A 25,486-nucleotide genomic window follows, 5' to 3' on the forward strand; every position below is an offset into this window, starting at 1 on the left:
CGAGCAATTGTCACAGGTCCACCGTATGCATGCGCCGGTCATGTCTGGTCGCGACACGCGTACGCTAGTCCGACAGCCCATGCGATTTGCCTCCATCCCCCCGCTGATGGACAATCGTTGCCGACCATTCCATGTGCTGGTTCCTCACAACCGGAGTTTCCATATGAATTTCAGACCAGCCATCGCCACGCTTCTGCTGGCGAGTACGGCCCTGTTGTCTCGGCCGGCCTTGGCCGAAGCCCCCTTCGATTTCGCGCACGCACCCGGACAATTGCCGAAAGACGTTGTGCCGAGCGCCTACCGGATCAATATCGTCACCGACCTGAAGCGCCTTGCCCTGACGGGGCATGAAGACATCGCCGTCAATGTCACATCCCCCACCGCCAGCATCACGCTGAACCAGGCGGGCCTGACGCTGATCTCGGCAACGCTCGACGGCACGCCGGCGAAAATCACCCAGGACGACAAGGCCGAGACCGCGACGCTCACCCTGCCGCAGCCCATGACCACGGGCGCGCACAAGCTGGCGATCGTTTATCGCGGCCCCATCCCCGCCACGCCGAACGGCATTTATTACGACGATTACCGCACCACCAACGGCAAGCAGCACCGCATGCTGGTGACGCAGTTCGAGGTCGCGGATGCGCGCCGCATGTTCCCCGGCTGGGACGAGCCCGCCTTCAAGGCGACGTTCCAGTTGACGGCGACCCTGCCTGCCGACTTCACCGCCATCAGCAACATGCCGATCGAATCGTCCACGCCGGCCGGCGCGCATGCCAAACAGGTCGTCTTCGGCACGACGCCCCGCATGTCCACCTATCTGCTGGCCCTGGTGGCCGGCGACATGAAGGCCGTCAGCGGCAAGGGCGGCAACACGCCGATCAATGTCTACGCCCCCACCGGCGAGCAGGAAAAAGGACGCTACGCCCTGACCGCGGCGTCGCAGATCCTGCCCTATTACAATGAGTATTTCGGCGTCGACTATCCGTTGCCCAAGATGGACCTGATCGCCATCCCCGGCAATTACGAAGCCGGCGCGATGGAAAACTGGGGCGCCATCACCTTCATCGACGACGACCTGCTGTTCGATCCCAAGACCAGCGCGCCGACCACTCAGGAAGCGGTCTATATCGTCGTGGCGCATGAAATGGCCCACCAATGGTCGGGCGACCTGGTGACGATGGGCTGGTGGGACAATATCTGGCTCAATGAAGGGTTCGCCACCTGGATGGAGACCAAGGCCACCGACCATTTCAACCCGACCTGGCAGATGTGGCCGCGCCAGCATGCCGATCGCGAGCAGGCGATGGCGCAGGATGCCCATCCGACCACCCATCCGATCCAGCAGGTGATCCATGACGTCAGCGAGGCCAATACCGCCTTCGACCGGATCAGCTACCAGAAAGGCGAGCAGGTCATCCGCATGGTCGAGGACTGGCTGGGTCCCGATGTGTTCCGTGACGGCATGCGCGCCTACATGAAGGCCCACGCCTACGGCAACACCACCAGCGCCGACCTGTGGGCCGCCCTGTCGCAGGTCTCGCATCAGGACGTGGCGACGGTCGCGCGCAGCTTCACCGAGCAGCCGGGCATCCCGCTGGTCACCGTGAGCCGTCGCTGCGAAGCCGGCAAGACGACCCTGACACTGACCGAGGGCCGCTTCTCCATCGGCGACGCCCATCCGCTGCCCGCACGCTGGAACATCCCCGTTACCGTCGCGGGTCCGGGCGTCACCGCGCAGCGCGTGATCCTGACGTCCGAACAGCCGGCGCATCTGACCTTCGCCGGCTGCGACCTGGCGCTGAAGGCCAATCCGGGCGAGAACGGTTATTACCGCGTCGCCTATGACGCCTCGTCGCTGGCGGCACTCGGCAAGGTCTTCAGCCAGTTGAGCCCCGTGGATCGCGCCAACCTGCTGGGCGACCAGTACGCCCTGTTCCAGGCCGGCCTGGCGCCGCTCTCGACCTGGCTGAATCTGGTTGCCGCCCTGCCGGCCACGCACGAGGACAATATCGCCGTCTGGCAGGACACGATCGGCCGCCTGAAGGATCTCGACGCCATGGAGCGCGGCAGCCCGTCGCGGCCCGCCTTCCACGCCTTCGCCCGCGCCCTGCTGGGGCCGCAACTGGCACGCCTGGGCTGGACGCCGCGCGCGGATGAATCCTTCCTCGATACCCTGCTGCGTCCGCAGGTGATCTCGGCTCTGGGCCAGTTCGACGACTCGGCGGTCGTCAGCGGCGCGCAGGAGCGCTTCGCCGCCTACGTGAAGAACCCCGCCAGCCTGCCGCCCAGCCTGGTCGACCCCGTCACCTCGGTCGTCGGCCGGCATGCCGATGCCGCGACCTACGCCATCCTGGTCAGGAAGCTGCACGCGGCCACCAGCACCGAAGACAAGCTGCGCTTCTTCAACGCCATGGCCGGGGCGCATGATCCCGCGCTGATCCGCCAGAGCGTGCAGATCGCCTATAGCGGCGTCATTCCCAACGGCCGCGTCGCCCGCTCGCTCGCCCGCGTCGCCAGCGCCAGCGACAATCCCGACCTCGTCTGGTCGCTGGTGCAGGATCCGCAGACGCAGAAGCAGATCCGCGCGCGTCTGGCCCCCTGGTCGCAATCCGCCCTGCTGCCGGCCATCGCGTCGTACTCGATCAATCCCGAGGTCTCGAAGGCATTGGCTGCCGACTCCTCCGCCACGGAATCGACTGGTGCCAGGATCGAGGCCCACAAGGCCACCGATCTGATCGCGGCCAACGCCGCCATCGCGGCCCGCGCCCAGGCGGACCTGACCCCGTGGCTGGCGGCCCTCTCGCACTGACCACGACCCGGAACGCCGGAACACCCAACCGATCGTTTCAGGCCGGCGGAGCCTGAAACGATCGTCTCCGGCAATCCCCCCTCCGGGCGCGATCAATCGCGGCCCGGCCTGCCGCCGGGGCATTGTTCGTCCGTATAACTTCGCGAACAACGCCCCGGCGCCCTTTCTCCATCGCCCTTTCAAATCCCGCAGGGCAACCCAGCCCTGAGCCACCGCGCTCGCGGCACCGATCCGCGCCCGGCCTACGGGGCCTGTGGCCTATTGCGCTGGGGGTGCTGTATCAGGCCGCAGCGGCGCCTGATCGAAGAACCGCGCGGAACCGGCCGGGGCGCACATATGCCGCCCGAAGGACTGCCGCAACGTGCCCCCGGGCAGGTCAATCACCGCAGTGGCCGGCGAGATGCAATGGTGACCGTCATAAACGTCACCCGAGACCCAATGCAGCCGCGCCGTCAGTGCCGCGCCGGGCATTACCTGAACCGATGACAGGACCGGTCCAGGATGCATCCCAGGCGGCGCACGGCGCACCGCATCCACTGCACGACCATCGGTATCCTCAAAATGCAGGCGCGGCAGCGCCCGCACCCGGCACGGCGCGCGACCGATATTCCGCAGCACCAGCAGCGTGCCGCTCTGCGACATGCCGTTGAATGCGCCCCCTTCGTCATCGAAGCCGAGCGAGAGCTGCGAAACCGGGCATTGGGACGACCGTACCGACGCGGCTTGAACCACGGAAGCGGACAGAACGCCTGCGACGAATAGCCCGGCGCAAGACGAAAGAACCGCAAGCCACACACGTCGCGCGTCCATCATATCCTCAGCATTCCCTATCGTTTACCGAGCCGACAGCCTAAAAACAGCACGTCATCTGAAGCAAGCATGCGGCAGGCGGCCCACCATCACAGAGAGGAAACCGCCCTGTCCCGCGCCAGTCGCCTGCTCGACCTGCTTCAGGCCCTGCGCCGCCGCCGTCATCCCGTCACGGCCGGCACGCTCGCAGGCGAACTGGGTGTCTCCGTGCGCACGGTCTATCGGGACATCGCGACATTGACCGCGCAGGGGGCCGCGATCGAAGGGGAGGCCGGCATCGGCTACGTGCTCCGGCCCGGTTACCTGCTGCCCCCCTTGCGCTTCACCGGGGACGAACTGGACGCATTGATTCTGGGCCTGCGCCTTGTACGCCAGCGGGGCGACGACATTCTGGAACATGCGGCGGCCAATGTAATCGCCAAGATTTCCGCTGTCCTGCCCGATACGCCCGGGGAAGAAGTCGAAACCAGCGGCATGCTCGCCGGACCGGCCGGCCGGAACGAGATGCCCTGCCTCGCGGTCATCCGGCAGGCGATCCGCGACGAGACGAAATTGCACCTGCGATACACGGACAAGAAGGAGCACACGACCGAACGCCTGATCTGGCCCGTTGCGATCGGTTTCTTCGAAGCCGCCGAGGTGCTGGCCGCATGGTGCGAGAAGCGCGCCGATTTCCGGCATTTCCGTCTGGACCGCATCGTGGCCGTCACCCCAGGCCGCGAGCGTTATCCGAGACGGCGGCGCATCCTGCTCGCCGAATGGCGCGCGCTCACGGGGATCGACACGCCCTACTGACGGAAACTGTCACAGGCGCCTGATAGGCAAAAGCCGTTCCAACAATCGGGAGACCGGCTCATGTTTCGCTCAGCGTCCACCATTCTCTACGTTGACGACCCCACGACCAGTGCGCGCTTCTATCATGCACTGCTCGGGGTCGCACCGGTCCGGCAATCCCCCGGCTTCGTCCTCTTCCCGCTGCCCGGCGGGGCCAATCTGGGCCTTTGGCAACGGAATGCCGTCACACCGCCGGGCCGGGATGGTGAAATCACCCTCACGACAGATGATCCCGATACGCTCCATGCACTCTGGGCCGAACGCGGATACAGGATCATCCAGCCCCCGACGGATATGGGCTTCGGGCGCAATGTCCTGATCACGGACCCGGACGGCCATCGGCTCCGCGCCTTCCGAGCGTCCGGACAGTAAGCGGGGTCTGGCGGGTTCGACCGCGAAATACCCTGCCTCACCACCCAACTTTACAAAGGCTGTTTCGACAGCATGATGCACGTCATGAGGGGAGCAGGCTCCCACGCCCGCCCTCCCATGACGCAGGACGGTTCAGCGCAATGTCGCGCCCATTTCCGCCGAGATGGCCCGCGCGGCATCAAGAACAAGCCCACCAAGCGGCGCGATCCTTTCCTCGACGATGCGGGCCATGGGTCCGGAGGCGGAGACGGCGGCGACGACATCGCCTGTTTCGTCAAAAATCGGCGCCGCAATGCACCGCAGACCCACCGCATGCTCTTCGTCGTCGACGGCATACCCCACGGCCCGCACGCGTTCGAGTTCCTCGCGCAAGGGGAGCGGTGCTGTGATCGTCTTGACGGTCAGGCGCGGCATCCCGTGCTGATGCAGGATTCTGGACAAGGATTTGTCGGACGTTGCCGAGAGTATCGCCTTTCCCACGCCCGAGCAGTGCAACGGTACGCGGGTTCCCGGCCGCGCGAAAACACGCATCATCTGGCTGCATTCGATCTGCGCCAGATAAACCGCCTGCCCCTCGTCCACGATGGCGAGATTAACGGTTTCACCCCCCTCCTCCATCAGATGGCGCATATGCGGCCGGGCGAGCGCGACCAGGCTGCGCGTTTTCGTGAAGGTACACCCCGTTACGAACGCCTGGACACCCACCGTCCACAGACGCTGCTCATGATTGAAACGCACATACCGTTCCTGCTCCAGCGTGGTCAGCAAACGATGCGCGGTCGAAGTGGGTAGCCCGACCTGCTGTGCGAGATCGGTCAGGGAAGCACCATCGGGCGCTTCCGCGATCCGGTTAAGCAGCCCCAACGCACGAATCAGTGATTGAACCTGATCGCCGTTCCCGCGTGAGGTCGCTGTGTTCCGGCCCGGTTGGGCAGCCCTCTTCCTGACTGTGCGCTGCGGCATGGCGCCCTCCCTCTCCGGCAGAGCCGGTATCGTTCAACGTCCTGAAATGATTGATACGCGAGCCTTCTATCCCACGATATGGAAAAAATTCCATTTTTCTGAAAAAAGAGCCTGATTTTATCGTATCGGAATAATGTAATATATTGTAATATAACGATTATTTTCTATTTTCCCACATTGCGGAAATCATCCCACCGAAAAATCCCGGCCTGTCATAGTGCGTTCAACAACGAAACGCCGTGGGAGAGTAACGTGCCCAAGATGACCGCAGTCGACGCCGCTGTCCTCGTTCTGGAACGGGAGGGTATTGCAACCGCCTTTGGCGTGCCCGGTGCCGCGATCAACCCATTCTATGCCGCGTTGCGCAGGCGCGGCACGATCCGTCATATTCTGGCACGCCATGTCGAGGGCGCCTCGCACATGGCGGACGGCTACACCCGCGCCCGGCCCGGCAATATCGGCGTCTGTATCGGCACGTCGGGACCAGCCGGCACCGACATGATCACGGGGATTTACGCCGCGGCCGCCGATTCCGTACCCATTCTGTGCATCACGGGCCAGGCCCCCCGCGCGAGGCTCTACAAGGAAGATTTCCAGGCGATCGACATCGAATCCATCGCGAAGCCGGTCGCGAAATGGGCGGTCTGCGTGCGCGAGCCGGCGCTGGTCCCGATGGTCTTCCAGCAGGCTTTTCATGTGATGCGCTCGGGTCGTCCCGGCCCGGTCCTGATCGACCTGCCCATCGACGTGCAGATGGCCGAAATCGAGTTCGACATCGAGACCTACCAGCCGCTGCCGATCTACAAACCCGCCGCGTCGCGGCAGCAGGCCCGGCGCGCCATCGAGATGCTCAACGCATCGCAGCGGCCGCTGATCGTCGCCGGCGGCGGCATCATCAGCGCCGACGCCAGCGATCTTCTCGTCACCTTCGCCGAACTCACCGGCGTACCGGTCATCCCGACCCTGATGGGTTGGGGTACGATCCCCGACGACCACGCGCTGATGGCCGGCATGGTCGGCCTTCAGACCAGCCACCGCTATGGTAACGCCACCTTCCTGAAATCCGATTTCGTGCTCGGCATCGGCAACCGATGGGCCAACCGCCATACCGGGTCCGTCGAGGTTTACACGAAAGGCCGAACCTTCGTGCATGTCGACATCGAACCGACGCAGATCGGCCGGGTGTTCGGGCCGGATTTCGGCATCGTCTCCGACGCCCGCGCCGCACTCGAACTGTTCATCGAGGTCGCCCGCGAGATGCAGGCGGATGGTTCGCTCAAGGACCGCGCCAGTTGGGCCGAACAATGCCTGCACCGCAAGAACAGCATGCTCCGCCGGAGCCATTTCGATCAGGTGCCGTTGAAACCCCAGCGGGTCTATCAGGAAATGAACGACATCCTGGACCGCGATACCTGCTACGTCACGACCATCGGCCTGTCCCAGATCGCCGGCGCGCAGTTCCTGCACGTTTACAATCCGCGCAACTGGATCAATTCCGGCCAGGCCGGGCCGCTGGGCTGGACCCTGCCCGCCGCGCTCGGCGTCCGCGCCGCCGACCCCGACAAGAAGATCGTGGCGCTCTCCGGCGACTACGATTTCCAGTTCATGATCGAGGAACTGGCAGTGGGGGCGCAGCACAAGCTGCCCTTCCTGCATATTGTCGTGAACAATTCCTATCTCGGCCTGATCCGGCAGGCCCAGCGCGCCTTCCAGATGGATTTCGAGGTCAGCCTCGCCTTTGAAAACATCAACGCCAAGCCGGAAGGCGACGCCGTACCCGGCTACGGCGTCGATCATGTGGCCGTTGCCGAAGGGCTCGGCTGCAAGGGACTCCGCGTCAAATCCGCGAATGAATTCAAGGCGGCCTTCGCCAGGGCCCAGGAACTGATGGCCGAATATCAGGTTCCTGTCGTGCTCGAATTCATCCTGGAGCGGGTCACCAACATCGCCATGGGCACAGAGATCGACAGCGTCAACGAGTTCGAGGAGATCCTCTGCCTCGACCCCGACCTGTCGATCCGGGAAAGCGAAGATAAGCGCGGCGTCGCGGAGCCCGTGCCCTCGAACGTGCGTTAGGCCGCCGACAGCCGGCTTCCGCGCCTCCGCCGAACAAGAACGATTCTCGTGAACAGGGAGGGTCTCATGCCTCAATTCGCCGCCAACCTCACCATGCTGTTTACCGAACTGCCATTCCTCGAACGCTTCGCCGCCGCCAGGGCGGCGGGCTTCGAGGCCGTCGAATTCCTGTTTCCCTATGATTTCGACAAACAGGAACTCGCCGCCCTGCTGAAAAAGCATCGGCTGCGCCTTGTCCTGCATAACCTGCCGGCAGGCGACTGGGGCGCTGGCGAGCGCGGCATCGGCTGCCATCCCGACCGGACAGCCGACTTCCGGGCAGGCGTCGATCGTGCGATCGCCTATGCAACGGCTCTATCCTGCCCCCAGGTGAATTGCCTCGCCGGGATTCTGCCCACCGGCGTTCCGGCGGAGGCCGCCCGCGCAACGCTGATCGACAATCTGCGTTATGCGGCAGAGAAGCTTGAGGCCGCCAGCATTGGCCTGCTGCTCGAACCGGTCAACAGCCGGGACATTCCCGGCTTTCTCGTTGACCGCACGGCACCCGCGCTGGAGATCATCGCGGCCGTCGGCTCGGCGAACCTCAAGCTGCAATACGACATTTATCACGCACAGGTGATGGAGGGCGATCTTGCCCGCACCATCGAGACCCATTTCGCCCGCATCGGCCATATCCAGCTCGCCGACAATCCTGGCCGCCACGAGCCGGGCACCGGCGAAATCAATTACGGCTTCCTGTTCCGGCACATCGACAGGCTCGGCTATACCGGCTGGATCGGCTGCGAATACAAGCCGCTGACCACGACGACGGCCGGTCTGGACTGGCTCCGACCCGACGCGCCGCCCCCCGCAGCCGCGTCACTGTCGCATGTCTCCTGAAAATCGGGAAAAGATCATGAGTAAAATCGGATTCATCGGACTTGGCATCATGGGTCGTCCCATGGCCGACCATCTTGTCACCGCGGGCCATACTCTTTTTATCCGAAACACCGGAACCCCGCCGCAGGAACTGCTCGACAAGGGCGCCCGCGCCTGTCGCAGCGGCAGCGAGGTCGCCCGCCAGGCCGACATCATCATCACCATGGTCCCCGATACGCCCGACGTGGAAGAGGTTCTGTTCGGCCCCGACGGCGTCGCCGAGGGGCTCACGCCCGGCAAGATCGTGGTGGACATGAGCAGCATCTCGCCGATCGCGACGAAGGCGTTCGCCCGGCGCATCAACGCGCTTGGCTGCGATTATCTCGATGCCCCGGTCTCGGGCGGCGATGTCGGAGCGAAAGCCGCGAGCCTCACCATCATGGTGGGAGGCCCGGATGCCGCATTTGAAACAGTGAAGCCGATTTTTGAACGCATGGGAAAGAACATTACCCTGGTCGGCGGAAATGGTGACGGCCAGACCACCAAGGTTGCCAACCAGATCATCGTCGCCCTGACCATCGAAGCCGTGGGCGAGGCCCTCCTGTTCGCCTCCAAGGCCGGCGCCGACCCGGCGCGCGTCCGCCAGGCACTGATGGGCGGCTTCGCCAGTTCCCGTATCCTGGAAGTGCACGGCGAACGCATGGTGAAGCGGAACTTCGCGCCGGGTTTCCGCATCGCGCTGCACCAGAAGGATCTCAATCTCGCCTTGCAGGGCGCCCGCAGCCTCGGTGTCAGTCTGCCCAATACGGCAACCTGCCAGGAACTTTTCAATGCGGCGGTTGCGGCGGGCGGAGAAGCCTGGGACCATTCCGGCATGGTGCGCGTGCTGGAACGCCTCGCCTGTCACGAGATCGGCGAGAAAACGACGTGCGCATAGGGTGCGGCTTTCACCGATACGCGAGCCCGATTGAATCACCGCGACATCGGTCGCCCACAGTCGCAATTTACCGGAGCAACCCGGCTGGCCGATGAAAGCGGCCGCATCGAAGACCGTCCGCGCGTGGGCAATGTCGTCACCATCACCGCATCAACATCATTCGACATCATCGGCACCAAAAATCTCTTGAAACAAGAACGCGACCGCGAGTGAGGCAACGCCTCCCCGACGGGAAAAGAAATGTTCAAAGGGAGAGACCTCCGTGTTCCAGCAAATTCTGGCGCCTGTCGGCGGCAGCCTGGGCCTATCCTTCATCGTCGCGGTCCTACCGGTTCTCGCCGTGCTGATCCTTCTCGGCATCTTGCGCCGGCCCGCCTGGGAGGCCGCGCTTGCGGGGCTGGCCATCGGCCTGATCGCGGCAGTCGCGGTCTGGCGGATGCCTGTGGGACTTGCCGCCGATGCCGTGCTCAATGGCGCCGTCTTCGCCTTGTGGCCGGTGATGTGGATCGTGCTCAGCGCGCTCCTTCTCTACAACATCGCAGTCAAGTCGGGCCGCTTCGATGCGTTCCGCGCCTGGCTGCTCACGAACCTTCCCAATGACCGGCGCGTCGTGCTCGTCGTCATCGGCTTCTGCTTCGGTGCCCTTCTCGAAGGCGTCTCGGGTTTCGGCACGCCGGTGGCGATCACAAGCTCGCTCCTGATCCTTGTCGGTTTCCCCGCGCTCGAAGCGTTGGTGTTCGTGCTCATCTTCAACACCGCGCCCGTCGCCTTTGGCGCGCTCGGCGTACCCGTGACCGTACTCGGAGCCGTTACGGGGCTCCCGGCTCACACGCTCGCGGCCATGATCGGGCGGCAATTGCCGTTTATCGCCATTGCCCTGCCCTTCTATGTGATGGCCCTCTATGGCGGCAGGCGTTCCCTGCGGGCGCTCTGGCCACTTCTTCTCGTCGCCGGCGGCAGCTTCGCCCTTTCGCAGTTCGTGTCGTCGAACTATCTCGACTACGCCCTGACCGACGTGCTCTCCGCGCTCGGCTCGCTCGGCGCCACCCTGATATTCCTCAGGACATGGCGTCCGGCACCGGACCCGGAATTCGCCATCGACGCCTCGATCCTGAATGTGCAGGCCCCGACGCGCACCGTCGCGTCCTGGCAGGGATGGCTGCCCTGGCTGATCGCCTCCGCCGTCGTGATCCTCTGGACGCATTTCGGCGTTTTCCTGGTCGGTGAGCAGAAGATCCATTGGCCGGGCCTCGACAATGCGATCGCGATCACGCTCTACGACAGCAGGCCCTACGCCGCCGTGTGGGTATTCCAGCCACTGACGACCGGTACAGCAATCCTGATCTCCGCCCTCATCACCACCCTGATCGTCAGACTGTCCTTGGCCGATTTCATCGCCTGCATCGGCCAGACCCTGCGTCAGGCGTGGCTCGCCGTCATCACCGTGATGCTGATCATCGGTCTGGCCTATCTGATGAATTATTCCGGAATGGCCTACACACTCGGCAAGGCGGTGGCGTCCACCGGCCATCTGTTCGTCTTCCTCTCACCCTTCCTGGGCTGGGTTGCCGTCCTGCTCTCAGGCAGCGACACGTCCGGCAACGCGCTGTTCGGCAATCTGCAGGTCGTCGCTGCCCATCAGCTCCATTTCGATCCGGTCCTGTTCGCCGCGACCAACTCCTCGGGCGGCGTCATGGGCAAGATGGTCTCGCCGCAGAACATAGCGACCGGCGTCGCGGTCACCCGGCTGAAGGGGCAGGAAGGTGTCGTTTTCGCGCGCACCTTCTGGCATAGCATCATCGTGACGCTCGCACTCAGCATCATCGTCGCGGGACAGCAGTTCCTGTTTCCCTGGATCATTCCAACCCTGGGAGTCGGACGATGATCAGGATGCCCGCTCCCGACGAGGCCGTGCTGGCCCGTCGTTCCGAAATCGTCGATGCGCTCCGGCGCATCGTGCCCGGCGAAGGTGTCATCGACAGCGCGTCCGAACGCCGCGCCTTTGAATGTGATGGCCTCACCGCCTACCGCCAGCTTCCGATGGTGGTGGTCCTGCCGGAGACAACGGCACAGGTCTCCGAAATTCTGCGCTATTGCCATGCCAATCGGATCAAGGTCGTGCCGCGCGGCGCCGGCACCTCCCTGTCCGGCGGCGCGCTGCCGCTACAGGACGGCATTCTGCTCGGACTGGGCAAGTTCAAACGCATTCTCGAGATTGATGTCGAAAACCGCTGCATCGTGGTGCAGCCGGGCGTGACCAATCTCGGCATTTCCCAGGCCGTGCAGGCACAGGGTCTCTATTACGCCCCCGATCCCTCAAGCCAGATCGCCTGCACGATCGGCGGGAACGTCGCGGAGAATTCCGGCGGCGTGCATTGTCTGAAATACGGCCTGACCACCAACAACGTCCTCGGTGTCGAACTGGTGATGATGGACGGCGAGATCATTCGCCTCGGCGGCAAGCATTTCGATGCATCGGGCTATGATCTGCTCGGCGTCCTCGTCGGGTCGGAAGGCATGCTCGGCGTCGTGACCGAGATCACGGTGCGCATCCTGCCGAAGCCGCCGGGCGCCCGCGCCCTGATGATCGGTTTCGCAACCATCGAGGGCGCTGGCCACTGCGTTGCCGAGGTAATCGCCACCGGCATCATTCCCGGCGGCATGGAAATGATGGATCACCTGGCGATCGAGGCGGCCGAAGCCTTCGTCCACGCGGGTTATCCGCTCGATGCGGCGGCATTGCTCATCATCGAACTCGACGGTTGCGCGGCCGAAATCGACCATCTCATCGCGGCGGTCGAGGCGATCGCCAGCCGGCACGGCGCGACAAGCTGCCGCGCCAGCCAGTCCGAGGCGGAACGGCTGCTGTTCTGGGCCGGCAGGAAGGCGGCATTTCCCGCCGTCGGCCGGCTTTCGCCCGATTATTATTGCATGGACGGGACGATCCCACGCCGGCAGATCGGCACTGTGCTGCAACGCATGGAAGAGATGGAGGCGAAATATAAACTGCGCGTCGCAAACGTCTTTCATGCCGGCGACGGCAATCTGCATCCGCTCATCCTCTATGACGCCAATCGGCCGGGCGAATTGCAGCGCGCCGAGGATTTCGGCAACGACATCCTTCGGCTCTGTGTCGAGGTCGGGGGCGTGCTGACCGGAGAACACGGGGTCGGCGTCGAGAAACGCGACCTGATGGGCACGATGTTCAACGACAGCGACCTCGATCAGCAAACCCGGCTGAAATGCGCTTTCGATTCTGAAAGCCTGCTTAATCCGGGCAAGGTATTTCCTCAGCTTTGCCGCTGCGCGGAGCTTGGCCGCGTCCATGTGCATGCCGGGAATCTGCGTTTTCCCGACCTGCCACGCTTCTGAGGAGGGATGACCATGATCGTCCTTCGACCATCGAACGACGCCGAGGCGCAAGACATGATTGGCTGGGCGATGGCGGAAAACCATCCGCTCGAAATCGTCGCCGGCGGCAGCAAGCGCGCACTCGGGCGGCCGCCACGGACCGACCATCAGCTCGACGTCTCCAGGCTCAGCGGCATCGTCGATTACGAGCCGGCGGAACTCGTCATGACCGCCAGGGCCGGCACCCCGATGGCGGACATCCAGCGCCAGTTGGCGGACCAGCAGCAGATGCTGGCATTCGAGCCACCCGACTGGCGCAAACTGCTCGCAAGCAATGCCGAGCCGACACTGGGCGGCGTGCTGGCCTGCAATCTCTCCGGCCCGCGACGCCTGCGCGCCGGGGCGGCGCGCGATTTCTTCCTCGGTTTCGCCGCCATCAACGGGCGTGGGGACGCCTGGAAGGCCGGCGGGAAAGTCGTCAAGAACGTCACTGGTTACGATATGTGCAAGTTGCAGGCCGGCGCTTTCGGCACGCTGTCTCTGCTGACCGAGGTCACACTGAAGGTCATGCCGAAGCCCGAGACCTCCTGTACCCTGCTTCTGCACGGGCTGGCCGACGACATCGCGATCCCGACCATGCTGCGGGCTCTCAACACACCTCACGAGGTTTCGGGCGCGGCACACCTGCCCAGCCCGGCCGCCCGCCGCTCCAGCGTCGATGCGGTGGCGAACGGCCTCGGCGGCGCGACCGCGCTGCGTCTTGAAGGCCCGGCGCCCTCAGTGATCTACCGCGCCGCCGAACTTGAGAAGCTGCTTGGTCATGGCGACCGTCTCGACGCAGCCGCGAGCGAACGACTGTGGACGGAAATCGCCTCCGTAGAGTCCCTGGTCGCGGGGCGGGAGCGCTATTTATGGCGGCTCTGTCCCACGCCCGCCAGGGCCGGCGCCGTCGTACAGGCGATACGTGCCCGACTGGCTTCCGCCGATACGCTGTTCGACTGGGGCGGCGGACTTGTGTGGCTGAACCTCGATGCGGAGGACGCCGGCCCCGACGGCGGCGCGGCAATCATTCGCGCCGCGATGGGCCAGGTCGGCGGTCACGCCATGCTCGTGGTCGCGCCGGAGGCGCTGCGCGCCACGACACCCGTCTTCGAGCCAGCCAGCGCGACGATAGATGCGCTTCAGTGCCGCATCAAACAGGGCTTCGACCCCGGCGGCATCCTTAATCCGGGTCGCATGTGGGAGGGTCGATAAACACCATGCAGACGAATTTTTCCCCAGCTCAGCTCGCAGATCCAAATACCCGGGAATCCGAGAAGATTCTGCGCTCATGCGTCCATTGCGGCTTCTGCACGGCGACCTGTCCCACCTACACATTGCTGGGCGACGAGTTGGACAGTCCACGCGGTCGCATCTACCTGATCAAGGACATGCTCGAAAATGACCGGCCGGCCACCACGGAGGTGGTCAAGCATGTTGACCGCTGCCTCTCCTGCCTCGCCTGCATGACGACCTGCCCCTCGGGGGTCAACTACATGCACCTCGTCGATCATGCGCGGGACCATATCGAGAAGACATATCGCCGACCGTGGATGGACCGCACTCTGCGCCGGCTGCTCGGCGCGGTCCTGCCCCGGCCCGGTCTTTTCCGCCTCGCGCTGCGCGCGACGAAGCTCGCCAGGCCGTTCGCGCCTGTCCTGCCAGCCCGGCTGGCGGCAAGCCTGCGCCTGGCGCCCTCCCGGGTGCCTCCGCCATCGCCCGTCGACCGGCCGCAGTCATTCCCGACGGAAGCACCACGGGTCCGGCGGGTGGCCCTTCTCAACGGCTGCGCCCAGCAGGTGGTCGCCCCACAGATCAACGAGGCGACGATCCGCCTGCTGACGCGCCATGGCTGCGAGGTCGTGGTGGCCAGGGGGGCTGGCTGCTGCGGCGCCCTCACCCACCATCTCGGCCAGGACGGTCGCGCCTTCGCGCGCGCCAACATCCTGGCCTGGACCAGGGAGATCGAGGCGGACGGCCTCGATGCGATCGTCATCAACGCTTCGGGTTGCGGCACGACCGTCAAGGATTACGGCTTCATGTTTCGGGAAGATGCGGAACTCGCCGAGCCCGCACGACGCATTTCGGCGCTGGCCCGCGACATGACCGAGATCATGAGCGAAATCGGCCTGCTGCCCCCCGTCCAGCCCATGAAGCACCGGGTCGCCTACCACAGCGCCTGTTCGCTGCAACACGGCCAGCGGATCATGCAGCAGCCGAAACAGTTGTTGCAAGAGGCCGGCTTCGATGTCGTCGAGCCCCCCGAACCCCATCTCTGCTGCGGTTCGGCGGGAACATATAATCTGTTGCAGCCAGACATCGCGACCCGCCTGCGCGATCGCAAGGTCGTCAATATCGAGAGCACCGCGCCGGATTTCATCGCGGCCGGCAATATTGGCTGCATAACGCAGATCGCCAGCGGAACGGGCCTGCCGGTCGTCCATACCGTCGAACTCCTTGATTGGGCGACCGGGGGGCCAAAACCACCAGCATTGACCCCGTCACCGGCGGGATGACCTGCCCGTCATCCGAGGACCACCAGTCGGGACGCGGCCAACGATCCCGCATATCTCACACGAGCAGGCACATCGGGCTCAGAAATCGGCGAACGCTCTTGTTGAAAAAGGAAAATCCGCGAGCGAGACCGGAACCCCGATGCAAACAGAGTGTCGCGCATGACGTTCGTTCCCTGGTGCTCCAGCGCGTGGCGGGGATTGCGCTTGGGTATGAGGATCTGATCGATCACGATCAACTTCGGCATGATCCGGTCCTGGCGACACTGGCAGGCAAGAGCACGCTGAACCGGCTGGAACGCGGGCGTGCGGATCCACCTCCAAGGCCAGGGCCGCCCGACGCAGGCTGCGATCAAACACCAAAGATCGAAGAAGTTGAATCCGTAAACACGACAATTACGTGACATCGACTCAACACAGAGAAGATTCAGATATTAGCAAATACATCCACATCGCTTGTTGGCAATCACGCGGATCAGCCCTCGGCAACGTTTGCATTTCTCTGCATACTATGGAGGTTCTTCCTTTCTGTGCTTTGGCCAGAAACTGACCGAATACCGGCGAGACCAATGACTGTTCCGAGAATCAGTAGAGCGACCGTGAAAATAATCGCCGTATGCATCCCCCTCATGAACAGAACTGTCTCTTGTGAACGAACGAAATATCCGAAGATAGCCACTCCAATCATACCGCCCACCTGCCGCGCGGAATTCAAAAGTCCGGACGCGATCCCGGCCTGGACATGGGGAACGGACGTCAACGTCGCGTTGGTGATCGTGGGAATGGTCAGCGCAATGCCGCCACCTGCCAGCAGCATGGGAACAGCGAGCAACCAATAGGAACCCGCCGCCGACACCGGCAGCAGGAGGCCATAGCCGAGCGCCGATATGCTCATGCCAATCGCCGTCAGACGACGCGGGCCAATGCGACCGACGACCCGACCGGCAATGACATTCATGATCACCAGCGTGGCCATCATCGGCAAAAAGGCCAATCCGGTCCTCTGCGGCGAATAGTGCCGGACTGCCTGAAAATAAAGGCTCAGAATGAAGACGCCGCCATAAAATGCGAGATTGGCGATCAAACCGATCGCCGTGGCGCTCCGGAGCGTCCTGTCTCGGAACAGGACCAAAGGCAGCATCGCGGATGGATGACCAATTTCCAGCCAGAGAAACAGCACTCCGAGCAACATTGCCGCAACAAGACCCGCAACGATAACCGGGTCAGTCCAGCCACGGACACTCGCTTCCGTCAAAGCCATTGTCAGGCCCGCGAGTGCAAAAGCAGCCGTGATCTGACCGGCGAGATCAAGCCCATGATTGGGATGTTTCGGAGAGGTCGGCGCATAACGCGCGGTCAGCCATAGACCAAGCATACCGATCGGCAGATTGACAAGAAAGATTGCGCGCCAACCAGCTACAGCGATCAGAAACCCACCCACGACCGGCCCTGCGGCGAGCGCGATTCCACCGCCCGCGCCCCACCATCCCACCGCCCGATTGCGTTCTTCGGGGTCGTGAAAGACCTGACGCAGCAAGGAGAGCGAATTCGGAACCAAGAGTGCGGCCCCGATTCCTTGCAGGAATCTGGCTAAAATCAGTGCCCGTAAGTCAGAAGCGAGACCGCATCCAAGCGATGCGAGTGTGAACAGCGAAAACCCAGCCATAAAGACACGCCGGGCGCCGAGCCGATCCCCGAGCGCCCCGCCAGTCAGCAGAAGTGCCGCGAACGCCAGCGTATAGGCGTTGACGACCCATTGCAGACCGCTCATGTCGGCCCGAAAGGCGGCGCGCAACGCTTCCAGCGCCACATTGACGACGCTGACATCCATCAGAACGACCACAAAACCAAGGCATGACGCCACCTGCACAAGCCTGGACTGCCCAATCGATACGCGAAACATGAAGACCTATTCCCTGCCCAGTGTGTGAACACCATCAGGGATCGACACTCGGTGCGTAAATTCTATATAATTCTCATCCATACTGGGAAAAACGCACAGATGTTCGATTGGGAAGACCTCCGTCATTTTCTCGCCGTCGCCCAGACAGGAACATTGTCCGGTGCGGCGCGCCGTTTGAAGGTCGACCACGCAACGGTCAGCCGCCGACTGACGGCATTCGAAACGGCATTGCAGGTCAGACTCATCGATCGTCTGCCGCGATCATGCCGGTTGACGCTGACGGGAGAGCAGATCTTCCGGCTTGCGTCACAAATGGAGGCAAGCGCCTTCGCGATAGAGAGAGCCGTTCATGCCGCGCAATCGCCTTTCATCGGCAAGGTCACTGTCAGCGCGCCACCGGTACTCGCGACCAACTTCTTCGCCAGGCAGGTTCTTACATTCCACAAGCGGCATCCTCACATCCAGCTTTCCATTGCCAGTCAGGCTCAACAGGTTTCGTTAAGCCGCCGAGAAGCCGATATCGCGGTGCGTCTGTCTCGTCCCACAGAGGCCAGTAGCGTGACGCGTAGGCTTGGAGTCATGACGTTCGCACTCTATGCGAGCCGCGACTACGCCTGCCGCCATCAACCGGCGGCGTGGGAATTCATCGCCTATGACGCGCAATATGCCGATATGCCGCACCAACATTGGCTTCTGGCGGTGGCTGGATCACGTCCTATCGTCTGCGAAGTCAGCGACATCACCAGTCAACACGTCGCAGCACGCACAGGTATTGGCGTTGCCGGCTTGCCGTGCTTCCTCGGCGATACTGACCCGGCCCTGGAACGCCTGCCTTTCGACGGCGATGCGTTTTCAAGGGAAATCTGGCTCGTCGTCCACGCAGATCTGAAACACGCGGCATCGATCCGCACCGTGACAGATTTTATCGTCGATTCCGTTTCAAAGTCCGATCTCGGGTCGAACCTCCTGTAGAAGAGGTCACATCCGATTCGCGCCCTTCTCAGCCCTCTCGCGCCACACTCCGCGCGCGCGCCTGCTACGCAGGAATTCTCTCCCGACTGTTTCCTATATGATTCCAGTTGTGGGTATAGAAACGCAAAAGACCGTCCTTATGGCGGCCTAAGCGTCTGTATTCAAAAAAGGAATTCACGGTTACTGAGGCAGGATTGATTCTCAAATTGAGGAATCCGCAATCCGAGATGGTTGCGAGCACAAACGACAGATTTAACTCACTTTTTCACGCCACCGCATGGTCACGACCGTTCTCCGGTGCAGCCCCAATATCGGTCACATCGGCCAGGCGCCATCTGTTTCTCGCATAAGGACAGTCCTCAGCACCGGCCACAGTTTCGGCGTATCCGCGATACTCACGGTAAAACGCAGCATGGTCGATGGGGCCTGTGTCGGAGAGAACAGGGAGCCCGGCGCCAGCAGGACGCCGTGCTCCGAGGCATGGCGCGCCACGCCTTCTGAATCCCGCCCGCAATCGGCCCAGACGAACATGCCGGCATACGGCAGATGCGGCAACGTCAGGCCGCATTCGGTCAGGGCCTCGATGCAGCGATGCCGGGCTTCGTCAACGCGCTGGCGGACGCGGGCAAGATGCCGCATGTAATGACCCTCGCGCAGAAGATGATGCACGACGCTTTCCCCCAGGTTCGGGGTCGTCAGGCCCACAAGAAGCTTCAGGTCGGTCAGGCGCGCGATCAGGTCCGGCGATGCGGCCAGCATGCCGACCCGCAGCCCCGCCGCCAGCGTCTTGGCAAAGCCGCCGACAAGAATGACACGCCGCAGCCGATCCAGGGCGGCAAGCCGGATCGGGGCACCCGGATGAAAGTCCGCATAGGTATCATCTTCGATGATCAGGAAATCATGTTTTTCCGCCAGTCGCAGCACGTCATACGCTGCGGACGCCATGAGCGTATGGCCCGTTGGATTATGCACGGCGCTGTTGATCAGGAACAGCTTGGGCCTATACGTGGCCGCCAGCCGGTCAAGCGCCTCCATATCTGGCCCTTCCGGACCGCGCGGCACGCCGACGATCCGCGTGCCATAGGCCGCAAGCCGCCCAAAGATCAGGAACCAGCCGGGGTCCTCCACCAAAACCGTATCGCCCGGTTGCACAAGCAGACGAAGGATCAGATCCAGCCCCTGTGTTACCCCGGCCGTCGTCATCAGATGCTGATCCGGGTGCGCCGCGATCCCCTGGCTTTGGAGAATGGATGCCAGTTGCGCGCGCAATTGCGTATAGCCGCGCGGGTCCCCATAGCTGAGAAACGCGTCATCCGCCGTGCGACCCACCGCACGAATGGCGGCATTAACAAGCCCCGCATCCAGCCAACCCGTCGGCAAAAGGCCGGCACCGGCCGGAATCTCCACGGGAGAGCCGTTGCCGAACATGCCACGCAGCAGCCAGGCCACGTCAAGGCGGGAGGGTGGCGGGCAAGCGACCGACGCCGCATCGGCGACAAAGGGCGCCTCGGCGCGCGTTCGCACGAAATAGCCGGACCCGTGACGCGGTTCAACGAGGCCACGCGCCACCAGCCGCTCGTACGCCTCTATGACGGTGAAGCGGCTGATGCTGGCGGCTTCCGCCATCCGCCGGACCGACGGGAGGCGACTGCCGGGGCGCAGGACATGATCGGCGATGCGGCCGGCGATCTCGTCCTCAAGCTGGGCGACCAGCGTCCGGTCGCCATCGCGGACGGGTTGCCAGCGCGGCATCAACGCGGATTGGCGGCTGCGATCAACTGGCACGGTCGAACCTCCAGAACAGTTTGCAAGAATTTGGCTTAACTGTACCGGTTCTGTTCCGGCTGAATCGGCAATAGTGCAGTTGCTCCCACTGGCGCAAACGGAGACTCGCCGATGCCGGCCATCTGGAACAGTTTCGGACCTCTGGCTGTGTTCGCGCTCGTGGCAATGATTACGCCGGGTCCTAACAACACGATGCTCGCAGCATCGGGGCTCAATCATGGATTCCGGCGGACGGTACCACACATGCTGGGCGTCTGTATCGGGTTCGTCTTCATGATCGCTCTGGTTGGCGTCGGGCTGGGCGGCCTCTTCGACCGGCTCCCTTTGCTCTACGTGGTGCTGAAATATGTCAGCGCGCTGTACCTGTTGTGGCTCGCCTGGAAGATCGCGACATCAGGTACGAGCGCGTCGTCGATCAGCGGCGCGCGACCGATCGGTTTTCTTCAGGCGGTCGGCTTTCAGTGGGTCAACCCGAAGGCATGGGTCATGTCGGTTGGTATCGTCTCCGCCTACACGCCTCGCCAGGACTTCCTGTTCAACCTGCTGGTCGCCTGCCTGATCTGCGGGGCGATCAATCTGCCGACCGTCAGCCTCTGGGCCGGCTTCGGCGCCAGCATGCGGCGGTGGCTGACACGCCCCGCGATCCTGCGCGGTTTCAATATCGGTATGGCGCTGCTGCTGGTGGCGTCGCTTTACCCTCTGGTACAGGAGGCCGCGACACGATGAAAACGATTGGCCTCATCGGCGGCATGAGTTGGGAAAGCTCCGCCGTCTATTATCGCCTCATCAATGAAGGCGTGCGCCGGCGGCTGGGTGGGCTCCATTCCGCCCGGTGCCTGATGTGGTCGTTCGATTTCGCCGAAATCGAAAATCTGCAGCGCGCGGATCGCTGGGACGACGCCACGGACCGGATGATCGAGGCCGCACGTCGGCTCGAACGTGGCGGCGCGGATTTCGTCATGATCTGCACGAACACCATGCATCGCATGGCAGACAACGTGCAGGCGGCGATCGATATCCCCTTGCTGCACATTGCCGACCCGACCGCCGCACGCATCCGAGCGGACGGACTGCGCAGGGTGGGGCTGCTGGGCACGGCTTTCACGATGGAACAGAGTTTCTACAAGGGACGCCTGACGGAGCGACATGATCTCGACGTGCTTGTTCCGGACGAAGACGTTCGCCGAACCATCCATCAGGTAATCTACGAGGAACTGGTGCGGGGGCGTGTCCTGCCGGATTCACGCCGAGCCTATCGCGCCATCATCGAACGGCTGCAACGTCGTGGGGCGGAAGCGATCATTCTGGGCTGCACTGAAATCATGCTTCTGATCGCTCCTGACGACAGCCCGGTGCCATTCTATGACACCACATCGATCCATGCTGAGGCAGCCGTGACTATAAGTTTGGAAAAAATGCTCCCCGATGAAGGGTGATCCAACGCGATCGGCTCTGAAATCAGATTCACTGATGCCGATTCTTGCCTTTCCCGACCCTCTCGCGCCACACCCCACGCGCTCCGGAACTACGCGTGAATTCGCTTCCGTTTGATTCCTATATGATTCCAGTTGGTACTCTGGAACGCAGAAAGGCGGCTTGCGCCGTCTTTTATGTCATTGATTTTGTTTAGTAATTTTTGTTGCGGGGACTGGCAATGGCCTTTGTCATAAGGGCGGAATATTCCGGCTTTGCGCCATTAGCGCCTTGGGTACGACGGGCCGCGCTCCCGTTCGCCAGATCGAGGATCGCCACCAGTTCGCCGCGTAGGCTCGCGTGAACCTCGCCCCGGTTCGGGCCGGGCGTCAGCACAACGCCACCAATCAGGGCACGAATGGCCTGCGCCACCTCCCTGCCCCCTTCCGGGTCGTTCACAGCCTCGACCAGTCGCGCGGTTTTCGTCCGGTAAAGCTCCGACACGTTGGGGTTCACATCCGGCAGGTCCGCCGGGATGTCGGCCATGCGACCCATGATGTCGGCCTTCTGGCGGTCAAGCTCCTGCATTCGCGCCTTCATGACGGGCTGATACATCCCGTCCTCAATCGCCCGCAGGATGCCCGCCACGCTCCGCTCGATCCTGTCCAGCGCCTTGCGGTCCGCTGCTGCCTGCGCCCGGCGCGCGTGGTTCAGCCGGTTGTTTTCCTCGTGATAGGCTTTGACGGCTTTCGCCACGGCGTCGGGCGACGCCATACGCTCCGTCAGGCCCGACAACACGCGGGCTTCGATCACGTCCTTGCGGATGGTACGGTTATTGGCGCACAGCATCCCGCGATGATGGTTGAGACAGCCGAACCGGCTGTTGACGATGATCCCCACCTTGCCGCCACAGACACCACAGGTCATCAGCCCGGACAGCAACGAGGCGGGCCGCTTTCCGGCGTGGATGCGCCGCGCGTGCGCCTTGCCGTCATCGTTAGCGGCCTCACGCGCCGCCATCGTCCGGGCGATCTTTTCCTGCTGGATTTTCACGCCCTGCCACAGATCATCAGGGACGATGCGCAGGTGCGGAACTTCGGTCCTGATCCACTGATCCTCGGGATTGACGCGTGACACCCGCTTGCCGGTGTTGGGGTCTTTGATGTAGCGCAGCCGGTTCCACGCCAGCACACCCGCGTAAAGCTCGTTATTGATAATCCCCGTCCCGCGCGAGGCGTGCCCCCTGATCGTGGTTCCGCCCCATGACCGGCCCAGCGGTCCCGCGATGCCGTCCGCGTTCAGGTCGCGGGCAATGCTCTTCGGTCCCTTGCCGGAAGCGAACTCCCGGAAAATGCGACGGACGATTTCGGCCTCGGGTTCGTTGATGCTACGTTCTCCGGTGACGGGATCGCCATTGGCGTCCAGACGCTTCACCACGTCATAGCCGTAGCAGAGGCCACCACCAGACCGCCCCTTCTCGACACGACCGCGCAGCCCGCGATGCGTCTTCATAGCGAGGTCTTTGAGAAACAGCGCGTTCATGGTGCCCTTGAGGCCGACATGCAGTTCCGAGATTTCCCCTTCGGCCAAAGTGACGATCTTCACCCCCGCGAAACGCAGATGCTTGAACAGGGTGGCGACATCGGCCTGATCGCGCGAGATGCGGTCCAGCGCTTCCGCCAGCAGCACATCGAACGCGCCATTCCGGGCGTCTTCAAGCACAGCCTGAATGCCGGGCCGCAGGATCATGCTGGCCCCGGAGATCGCCGCGTCCCGATAGGTCTGCACGACGGGCCAGCCCTCGCGGACGGCCATTTCATCGCACAGCCGCAACTGGTCCTCTATGGAGGCCCCGCTCTGATTATCGGACGAATAGCGGGCATAAAGAGCTACGCGGGTCATTCACTCTTCCCTTTCCGGCCTGTCCTTCCCGCCCGGACGAAAGCCGGGAAGAGGAAGGTTGTCGTTGGCGGCCCGTCCGTGTTTCCGGCGGGCGAATTCTTCACGGGCGATCTGGCGGCCCAGCGCTGCCACCAGGGCAAACACCAGTGCGTCAACCCGCGCCCTGGCGTCAGGATCGACCGGCCCGTTATCGTTCGCCGGGACAATGCCGCCGGGTTCCGTCTGCGTCATGGTTGCGCCCTTTCCTCGCTGGAAAGGACAAACCTCGACGCTATAGGCAGTTTAAGGCAAGAACTCCCGCAACAGACAGAAAAACCGTGCGGAGTATTAGAGATATAAGCAGCGTAGCCTTGGCGTCCAAAAAGAAAACAAGCGAAGAAAGGACGGTCCGATCACGTTTAAAAGAGTGGGCCGCCCGGCAACTCTTCAAAGGGATTGACCACCACGAGTCCGGGCAACTGGAAATGTCGCACGTTACGGGTCAGGACGGTCAGGCCATGAACGCGGGCCGTCGCGGCAATCGTAAGATCACCCATTTGTGGATCATGTCCACGCGCCCGCACCTGATCGGTCAGCAGTCCCAGCGCCTGCGACACAGGCAGATCAACCGGCAATATCCGCCGCGCGTAGAGATGCACGAGTGTCGCCAGCCATTCGTCCAGCCGTCCGGCTTTTGCCTCATGCCCCGCGCGTTTTACCTTCTCGATCCCGGCAACGATCTCCGCAATGGTGATGACGCTAAGGAACAGCCTGTCACTGTTCGCGTCCATCCAGCGGCGCAGATCAGCACTGGCGGCCTTCTTCGACGGCGCGGCCTCTGAAATGACGTTCGTATCAAGCAGATACACGTCAGAACGCCACGTCCCGCAGACCTTCGCCGTCTCGCTCCGTCTCGATCCCGTCGGGAATGGACATCAGCAACCGACCGAATGAAGGGACGGTGCTCAACCGGCGGTATTCCTCATAGGACAGCACGACCGCCGTAGGTTTACCGTGGCGCGTGATGATCGACGGTTCCCCCTGCGTGGCGTGATCGATCACCGCCGATAGATTGGCCTTGGCGTCCCTGATCTGGATTTCCTGCATCGAAGCCTCCTGTGACTACAGTAGTCATATTAGCACGATCATATCCCCCTCGCCAGAAAAACCATTGCATTTGGCGCATAGTGCCAGCGGAAGGCTTGCTTTACCGCCATTTCTGGAAAAGACCGGCTCACCCCTCCTGAAACGACGGCACTCCACAAAACCACCTCAACCCCATGTGCAGACAAAACAAAATCCGGGCACCCGCGCGGAGAGTGCCGGTTTGCTTTATCTTGCGCTCTTAATTATTCCCCTTTCCGGCCCTTATTTTCCGGATTCCGTCTCACCGCAAGTCGTTCAATCTACCTTCCAGCCCAATCGCTTTTTGCCAGGACAACGCGCTGCTCCGCGACGCGAGCAGAAGGCGTCGGCTGCGCCGTCGCTGCTTCTGTCATGCCTTTATGGTGGCCCTATCAGCCCCCGCTCCGGCGTCCGACGGACGGCCTACGGCGCTCCCGCGCTGCGCTCGCCCGGAGCCAGGAACAGCAGCGGAACCGGGCCGATCCACATGGCTCAAGGCGCAGGAAGTAAAGGGCGAGGCCATCGACCCCGCGCACTCAATCCGCACTCTCGGGCAATACCGGAAATCCGCCATTCCGATCACCCATTCAGTGACCTTACCCGGAACGCACCCGCAAAAATTGGCAGCAAACCGCCGCAGGCCAGTGCGTAGGGTGTGTTCTCCTTTTCGTGGCCCGATGCGAAGCATCGGGGCGGCTTTCCAGTCGGGGAAACGGTCCGGTGGGAGACGAGCGAAACGCGGCCTGACCGACTGGTCATCGTCACGCGTCCGGCGAGAAAAAGCAACGTGCGGTGCGACAATCAGGATGAGAAATACGTCAAACAGGATGAGAATCCCGCTG

The 25,486-nt window shown here is 63.0% G+C and carries 22 protein-coding genes and 1 pseudogene; 15 read left to right on the top strand and 8 right to left on the bottom strand.

The genetic code is table 11. The features are described 5' to 3' along the window. Positions 1 to 163: 163 nt before the first annotated feature. Complete coding sequence (locus ABF821_RS06515; RefSeq protein WP_415529450.1) at positions 164 to 2,812, top strand: M1 family metallopeptidase; 2,649 nt, start codon at positions 164 to 166, stop codon at positions 2,810 to 2,812. Positions 2,813 to 3,070: 258 nt separating this feature from the next. Here ABF821_RS06515 and ABF821_RS06520 read toward each other — a convergent pair whose 3' ends face one another. Further along, complete coding sequence (locus ABF821_RS06520; RefSeq protein ID WP_183010391.1) at positions 3,071 to 3,625, bottom strand: DUF4232 domain-containing protein; 555 nt, start codon at positions 3,623 to 3,625, stop codon at positions 3,071 to 3,073. A 66-nt stretch (positions 3,626 to 3,691) separates the two neighbouring features. Here ABF821_RS06520 and ABF821_RS06525 point away from each other — a divergent pair, with 66 nt between their 5' ends. Both ABF821_RS06525 and ABF821_RS06530 read left to right on the top strand, forming a co-directional pair. Then, entirely contained in the window at positions 3,692 to 4,417 is a 726-nt protein-coding gene (locus ABF821_RS06525; protein ID WP_259654882.1) for a helix-turn-helix transcriptional regulator, read from the top strand. A 60-nt stretch (positions 4,418 to 4,477) separates the two neighbouring features. Further along, the gene (locus ABF821_RS06530) at positions 4,478 to 4,828 is read left to right on the top strand and encodes a VOC family protein (RefSeq protein WP_183010392.1); all 351 of its coding nucleotides are present in this window, start codon (positions 4,478 to 4,480) and stop codon (positions 4,826 to 4,828) included. Positions 4,829 to 4,960: 132 nt separating this feature from the next. Here ABF821_RS06530 and ABF821_RS06535 read toward each other — a convergent pair whose 3' ends face one another. After that, positions 4,961 to 5,791: an IclR family transcriptional regulator domain-containing protein gene (locus ABF821_RS06535; protein ID WP_259654883.1), complete on the bottom strand. Its 831-nt coding sequence runs from the start codon at positions 5,789 to 5,791 to the stop codon at positions 4,961 to 4,963. Positions 5,792 to 6,043: 252 nt separating this feature from the next. Here ABF821_RS06535 and gcl point away from each other — a divergent pair, with 252 nt between their 5' ends. From gcl to ABF821_RS06580, 9 genes and pseudogenes are all read left to right on the top strand, one after another. Next, positions 6,044 to 7,867, top strand: a complete 1,824-nt coding sequence (gene gcl, locus ABF821_RS06540; protein WP_415529451.1) for a glyoxylate carboligase — start codon at positions 6,044 to 6,046, stop codon at positions 7,865 to 7,867. Positions 7,868 to 7,933: 66 nt separating this feature from the next. Beyond that, on the top strand, positions 7,934 to 8,746 hold the full coding sequence (gene hyi / locus ABF821_RS06545) for a hydroxypyruvate isomerase (protein WP_415529452.1): 813 nt from the start codon (positions 7,934 to 7,936) through the stop codon (positions 8,744 to 8,746). A gap of 16 nt (positions 8,747 to 8,762) precedes the next feature. Next, positions 8,763 to 9,662, top strand: coding sequence for a 2-hydroxy-3-oxopropionate reductase (locus ABF821_RS06550; protein WP_415529453.1), 900 nt, complete (start codon positions 8,763 to 8,765; stop codon positions 9,660 to 9,662). 30 nt (positions 9,663 to 9,692) lie between these two features. Beyond that, positions 9,693 to 9,875: a hypothetical protein gene (locus tag ABF821_RS06555; protein ID WP_182975428.1), complete on the top strand. Its 183-nt coding sequence runs from the start codon at positions 9,693 to 9,695 to the stop codon at positions 9,873 to 9,875. Positions 9,876 to 9,924: 49 nt separating this feature from the next. Further along, complete coding sequence (locus tag ABF821_RS06560; RefSeq protein WP_415529454.1) at positions 9,925 to 11,547, top strand: L-lactate permease; 1,623 nt, start codon at positions 9,925 to 9,927, stop codon at positions 11,545 to 11,547. Beyond that, positions 11,544 to 13,034, top strand: a complete 1,491-nt coding sequence (locus tag ABF821_RS06565; protein WP_415529455.1) for an FAD-linked oxidase C-terminal domain-containing protein — start codon at positions 11,544 to 11,546, stop codon at positions 13,032 to 13,034. Before ABF821_RS06560 ends, ABF821_RS06565 begins: the two co-directional genes overlap by 4 nt. 12 nt (positions 13,035 to 13,046) lie before the next feature. Continuing rightward, complete coding sequence (glcE, locus tag ABF821_RS06570; protein WP_415529456.1) at positions 13,047 to 14,267, top strand: glycolate oxidase subunit GlcE; 1,221 nt, start codon at positions 13,047 to 13,049, stop codon at positions 14,265 to 14,267. Between the two features lie 5 nt (positions 14,268 to 14,272). Continuing rightward, entirely contained in the window at positions 14,273 to 15,568 is a 1,296-nt protein-coding gene (gene glcF / locus ABF821_RS06575) for a glycolate oxidase subunit GlcF (protein ID WP_415529457.1), read from the top strand. A 131-nt stretch (positions 15,569 to 15,699) separates the two neighbouring features. After that, positions 15,700 to 15,891: pseudogene (locus ABF821_RS06580) on the top strand (transposase); the annotation flags it as partial. A 149-nt stretch (positions 15,892 to 16,040) separates the two neighbouring features. Here ABF821_RS06580 and ABF821_RS06585 read toward each other — a convergent pair. Continuing rightward, a complete protein-coding gene (locus ABF821_RS06585) occupies positions 16,041 to 17,468 on the bottom strand; it encodes an MFS transporter (protein WP_415529458.1) in 1,428 nt (475 codons plus the stop codon). A gap of 99 nt (positions 17,469 to 17,567) precedes the next feature. On the opposite strand from ABF821_RS06585, the gene ABF821_RS06590 reads away from it, so the two are divergent. After that, positions 17,568 to 18,440, top strand: a complete 873-nt coding sequence (locus ABF821_RS06590) for a LysR family transcriptional regulator (RefSeq protein WP_415529459.1) — start codon at positions 17,568 to 17,570, stop codon at positions 18,438 to 18,440. A 315-nt stretch (positions 18,441 to 18,755) separates the two neighbouring features. On the opposite strand, the gene ABF821_RS06595 is transcribed toward ABF821_RS06590, so the two are convergent. Further along, a complete protein-coding gene (locus ABF821_RS06595; protein WP_415529460.1) occupies positions 18,756 to 20,225 on the bottom strand; it encodes a PLP-dependent aminotransferase family protein in 1,470 nt (489 codons plus the stop codon). Between the two features lie 165 nt (positions 20,226 to 20,390). On the opposite strand from ABF821_RS06595, the gene ABF821_RS06600 reads away from it, so the two are divergent. Then, positions 20,391 to 20,951: a LysE family translocator gene (locus ABF821_RS06600; RefSeq protein ID WP_415529466.1), complete on the top strand. Its 561-nt coding sequence runs from the start codon at positions 20,391 to 20,393 to the stop codon at positions 20,949 to 20,951. After that, positions 20,948 to 21,661, top strand: coding sequence for an aspartate/glutamate racemase family protein (locus ABF821_RS06605; RefSeq protein ID WP_415529461.1), 714 nt, complete (start codon positions 20,948 to 20,950; stop codon positions 21,659 to 21,661). The genes ABF821_RS06600 and ABF821_RS06605 overlap by 4 nt, the downstream gene beginning before the upstream one ends. A gap of 190 nt (positions 21,662 to 21,851) precedes the next feature. On the opposite strand, the gene ABF821_RS06610 is transcribed toward ABF821_RS06605, so the two are convergent. The 4 genes from ABF821_RS06610 to ABF821_RS06625 form a co-directional block, all read right to left on the bottom strand. Continuing rightward, positions 21,852 to 23,540, bottom strand: a complete 1,689-nt coding sequence (locus ABF821_RS06610) for a recombinase family protein (RefSeq protein WP_415529462.1) — start codon at positions 23,538 to 23,540, stop codon at positions 21,852 to 21,854. Then, positions 23,541 to 23,771, bottom strand: coding sequence for a hypothetical protein (locus tag ABF821_RS06615; protein WP_415529463.1), 231 nt, complete (start codon positions 23,769 to 23,771; stop codon positions 23,541 to 23,543). It abuts the gene before it with no gap. Positions 23,772 to 23,938: 167 nt separating this feature from the next. Next, positions 23,939 to 24,388 carry a type II toxin-antitoxin system VapC family toxin gene (locus ABF821_RS06620; RefSeq protein WP_415529464.1) on the bottom strand — a complete coding sequence of 150 codons (450 nt, stop codon included), beginning with the start codon at positions 24,386 to 24,388 and terminating at the stop codon, positions 23,939 to 23,941. Between the two features lies 1 nt (position 24,389). Beyond that, positions 24,390 to 24,626, bottom strand: a complete 237-nt coding sequence (locus ABF821_RS06625) for a type II toxin-antitoxin system Phd/YefM family antitoxin (RefSeq protein ID WP_415529465.1) — start codon at positions 24,624 to 24,626, stop codon at positions 24,390 to 24,392. Positions 24,627 to 25,486 lie beyond the last annotated feature (860 nt).

This window comes from Gluconacetobacter sp. (assembly GCF_047721585.1).
GTDB classification, from domain to species: Bacteria; Pseudomonadota; Alphaproteobacteria; order Acetobacterales; family Acetobacteraceae; genus Gluconacetobacter; species Gluconacetobacter dulcium.

Bases quoted from the DNA above. Each gene is read 5' to 3' on its own strand.
- ABF821_RS06515 (WP_415529450.1), top strand. From the start codon at position 164: ATGAATTTCAGACCAGCCATCGCCACGCTTCTGCTGGCGAGTACGGCC.
- ABF821_RS06610 (WP_415529462.1), bottom strand. From the start codon at position 23,540: ATGACCCGCGTAGCTCTTTATGCCCGCTATTCGTCCGATAATCAGAGC.
- ABF821_RS06550 (WP_415529453.1), top strand. From the start codon at position 8,763: ATGAGTAAAATCGGATTCATCGGACTTGGCATCATGGGTCGTCCCATG.
- hyi (WP_415529452.1), top strand. From the start codon at position 7,934: ATGCCTCAATTCGCCGCCAACCTCACCATGCTGTTTACCGAACTGCCA.
- ABF821_RS06600 (WP_415529466.1), top strand. From the start codon at position 20,391: ATGATTACGCCGGGTCCTAACAACACGATGCTCGCAGCATCGGGGCTC.
- glcF (WP_415529457.1), top strand. From the start codon at position 14,273: ATGCAGACGAATTTTTCCCCAGCTCAGCTCGCAGATCCAAATACCCGG.
- ABF821_RS06530 (WP_183010392.1), top strand. From the start codon at position 4,478: ATGTTTCGCTCAGCGTCCACCATTCTCTACGTTGACGACCCCACGACC.
- ABF821_RS06605 (WP_415529461.1), top strand. From the start codon at position 20,948: ATGAAAACGATTGGCCTCATCGGCGGCATGAGTTGGGAAAGCTCCGCC.
- ABF821_RS06590 (WP_415529459.1), top strand. From the start codon at position 17,568: ATGTTCGATTGGGAAGACCTCCGTCATTTTCTCGCCGTCGCCCAGACA.
- ABF821_RS06565 (WP_415529455.1), top strand. From the start codon at position 11,544: ATGATCAGGATGCCCGCTCCCGACGAGGCCGTGCTGGCCCGTCGTTCC.
- ABF821_RS06525 (WP_259654882.1), top strand. From the start codon at position 3,692: ATGCGGCAGGCGGCCCACCATCACAGAGAGGAAACCGCCCTGTCCCGC.
- ABF821_RS06625 (WP_415529465.1), bottom strand. From the start codon at position 24,626: ATGCAGGAAATCCAGATCAGGGACGCCAAGGCCAATCTATCGGCGGTG.
- ABF821_RS06585 (WP_415529458.1), bottom strand. From the start codon at position 17,468: ATGTTTCGCGTATCGATTGGGCAGTCCAGGCTTGTGCAGGTGGCGTCA.
- ABF821_RS06520 (WP_183010391.1), bottom strand. From the start codon at position 3,625: ATGATGGACGCGCGACGTGTGTGGCTTGCGGTTCTTTCGTCTTGCGCC.
- ABF821_RS06615 (WP_415529463.1), bottom strand. From the start codon at position 23,771: ATGACGCAGACGGAACCCGGCGGCATTGTCCCGGCGAACGATAACGGG.
- ABF821_RS06535 (WP_259654883.1), bottom strand. From the start codon at position 5,791: ATGCCGCAGCGCACAGTCAGGAAGAGGGCTGCCCAACCGGGCCGGAAC.
- glcE (WP_415529456.1), top strand. From the start codon at position 13,047: ATGATCGTCCTTCGACCATCGAACGACGCCGAGGCGCAAGACATGATT.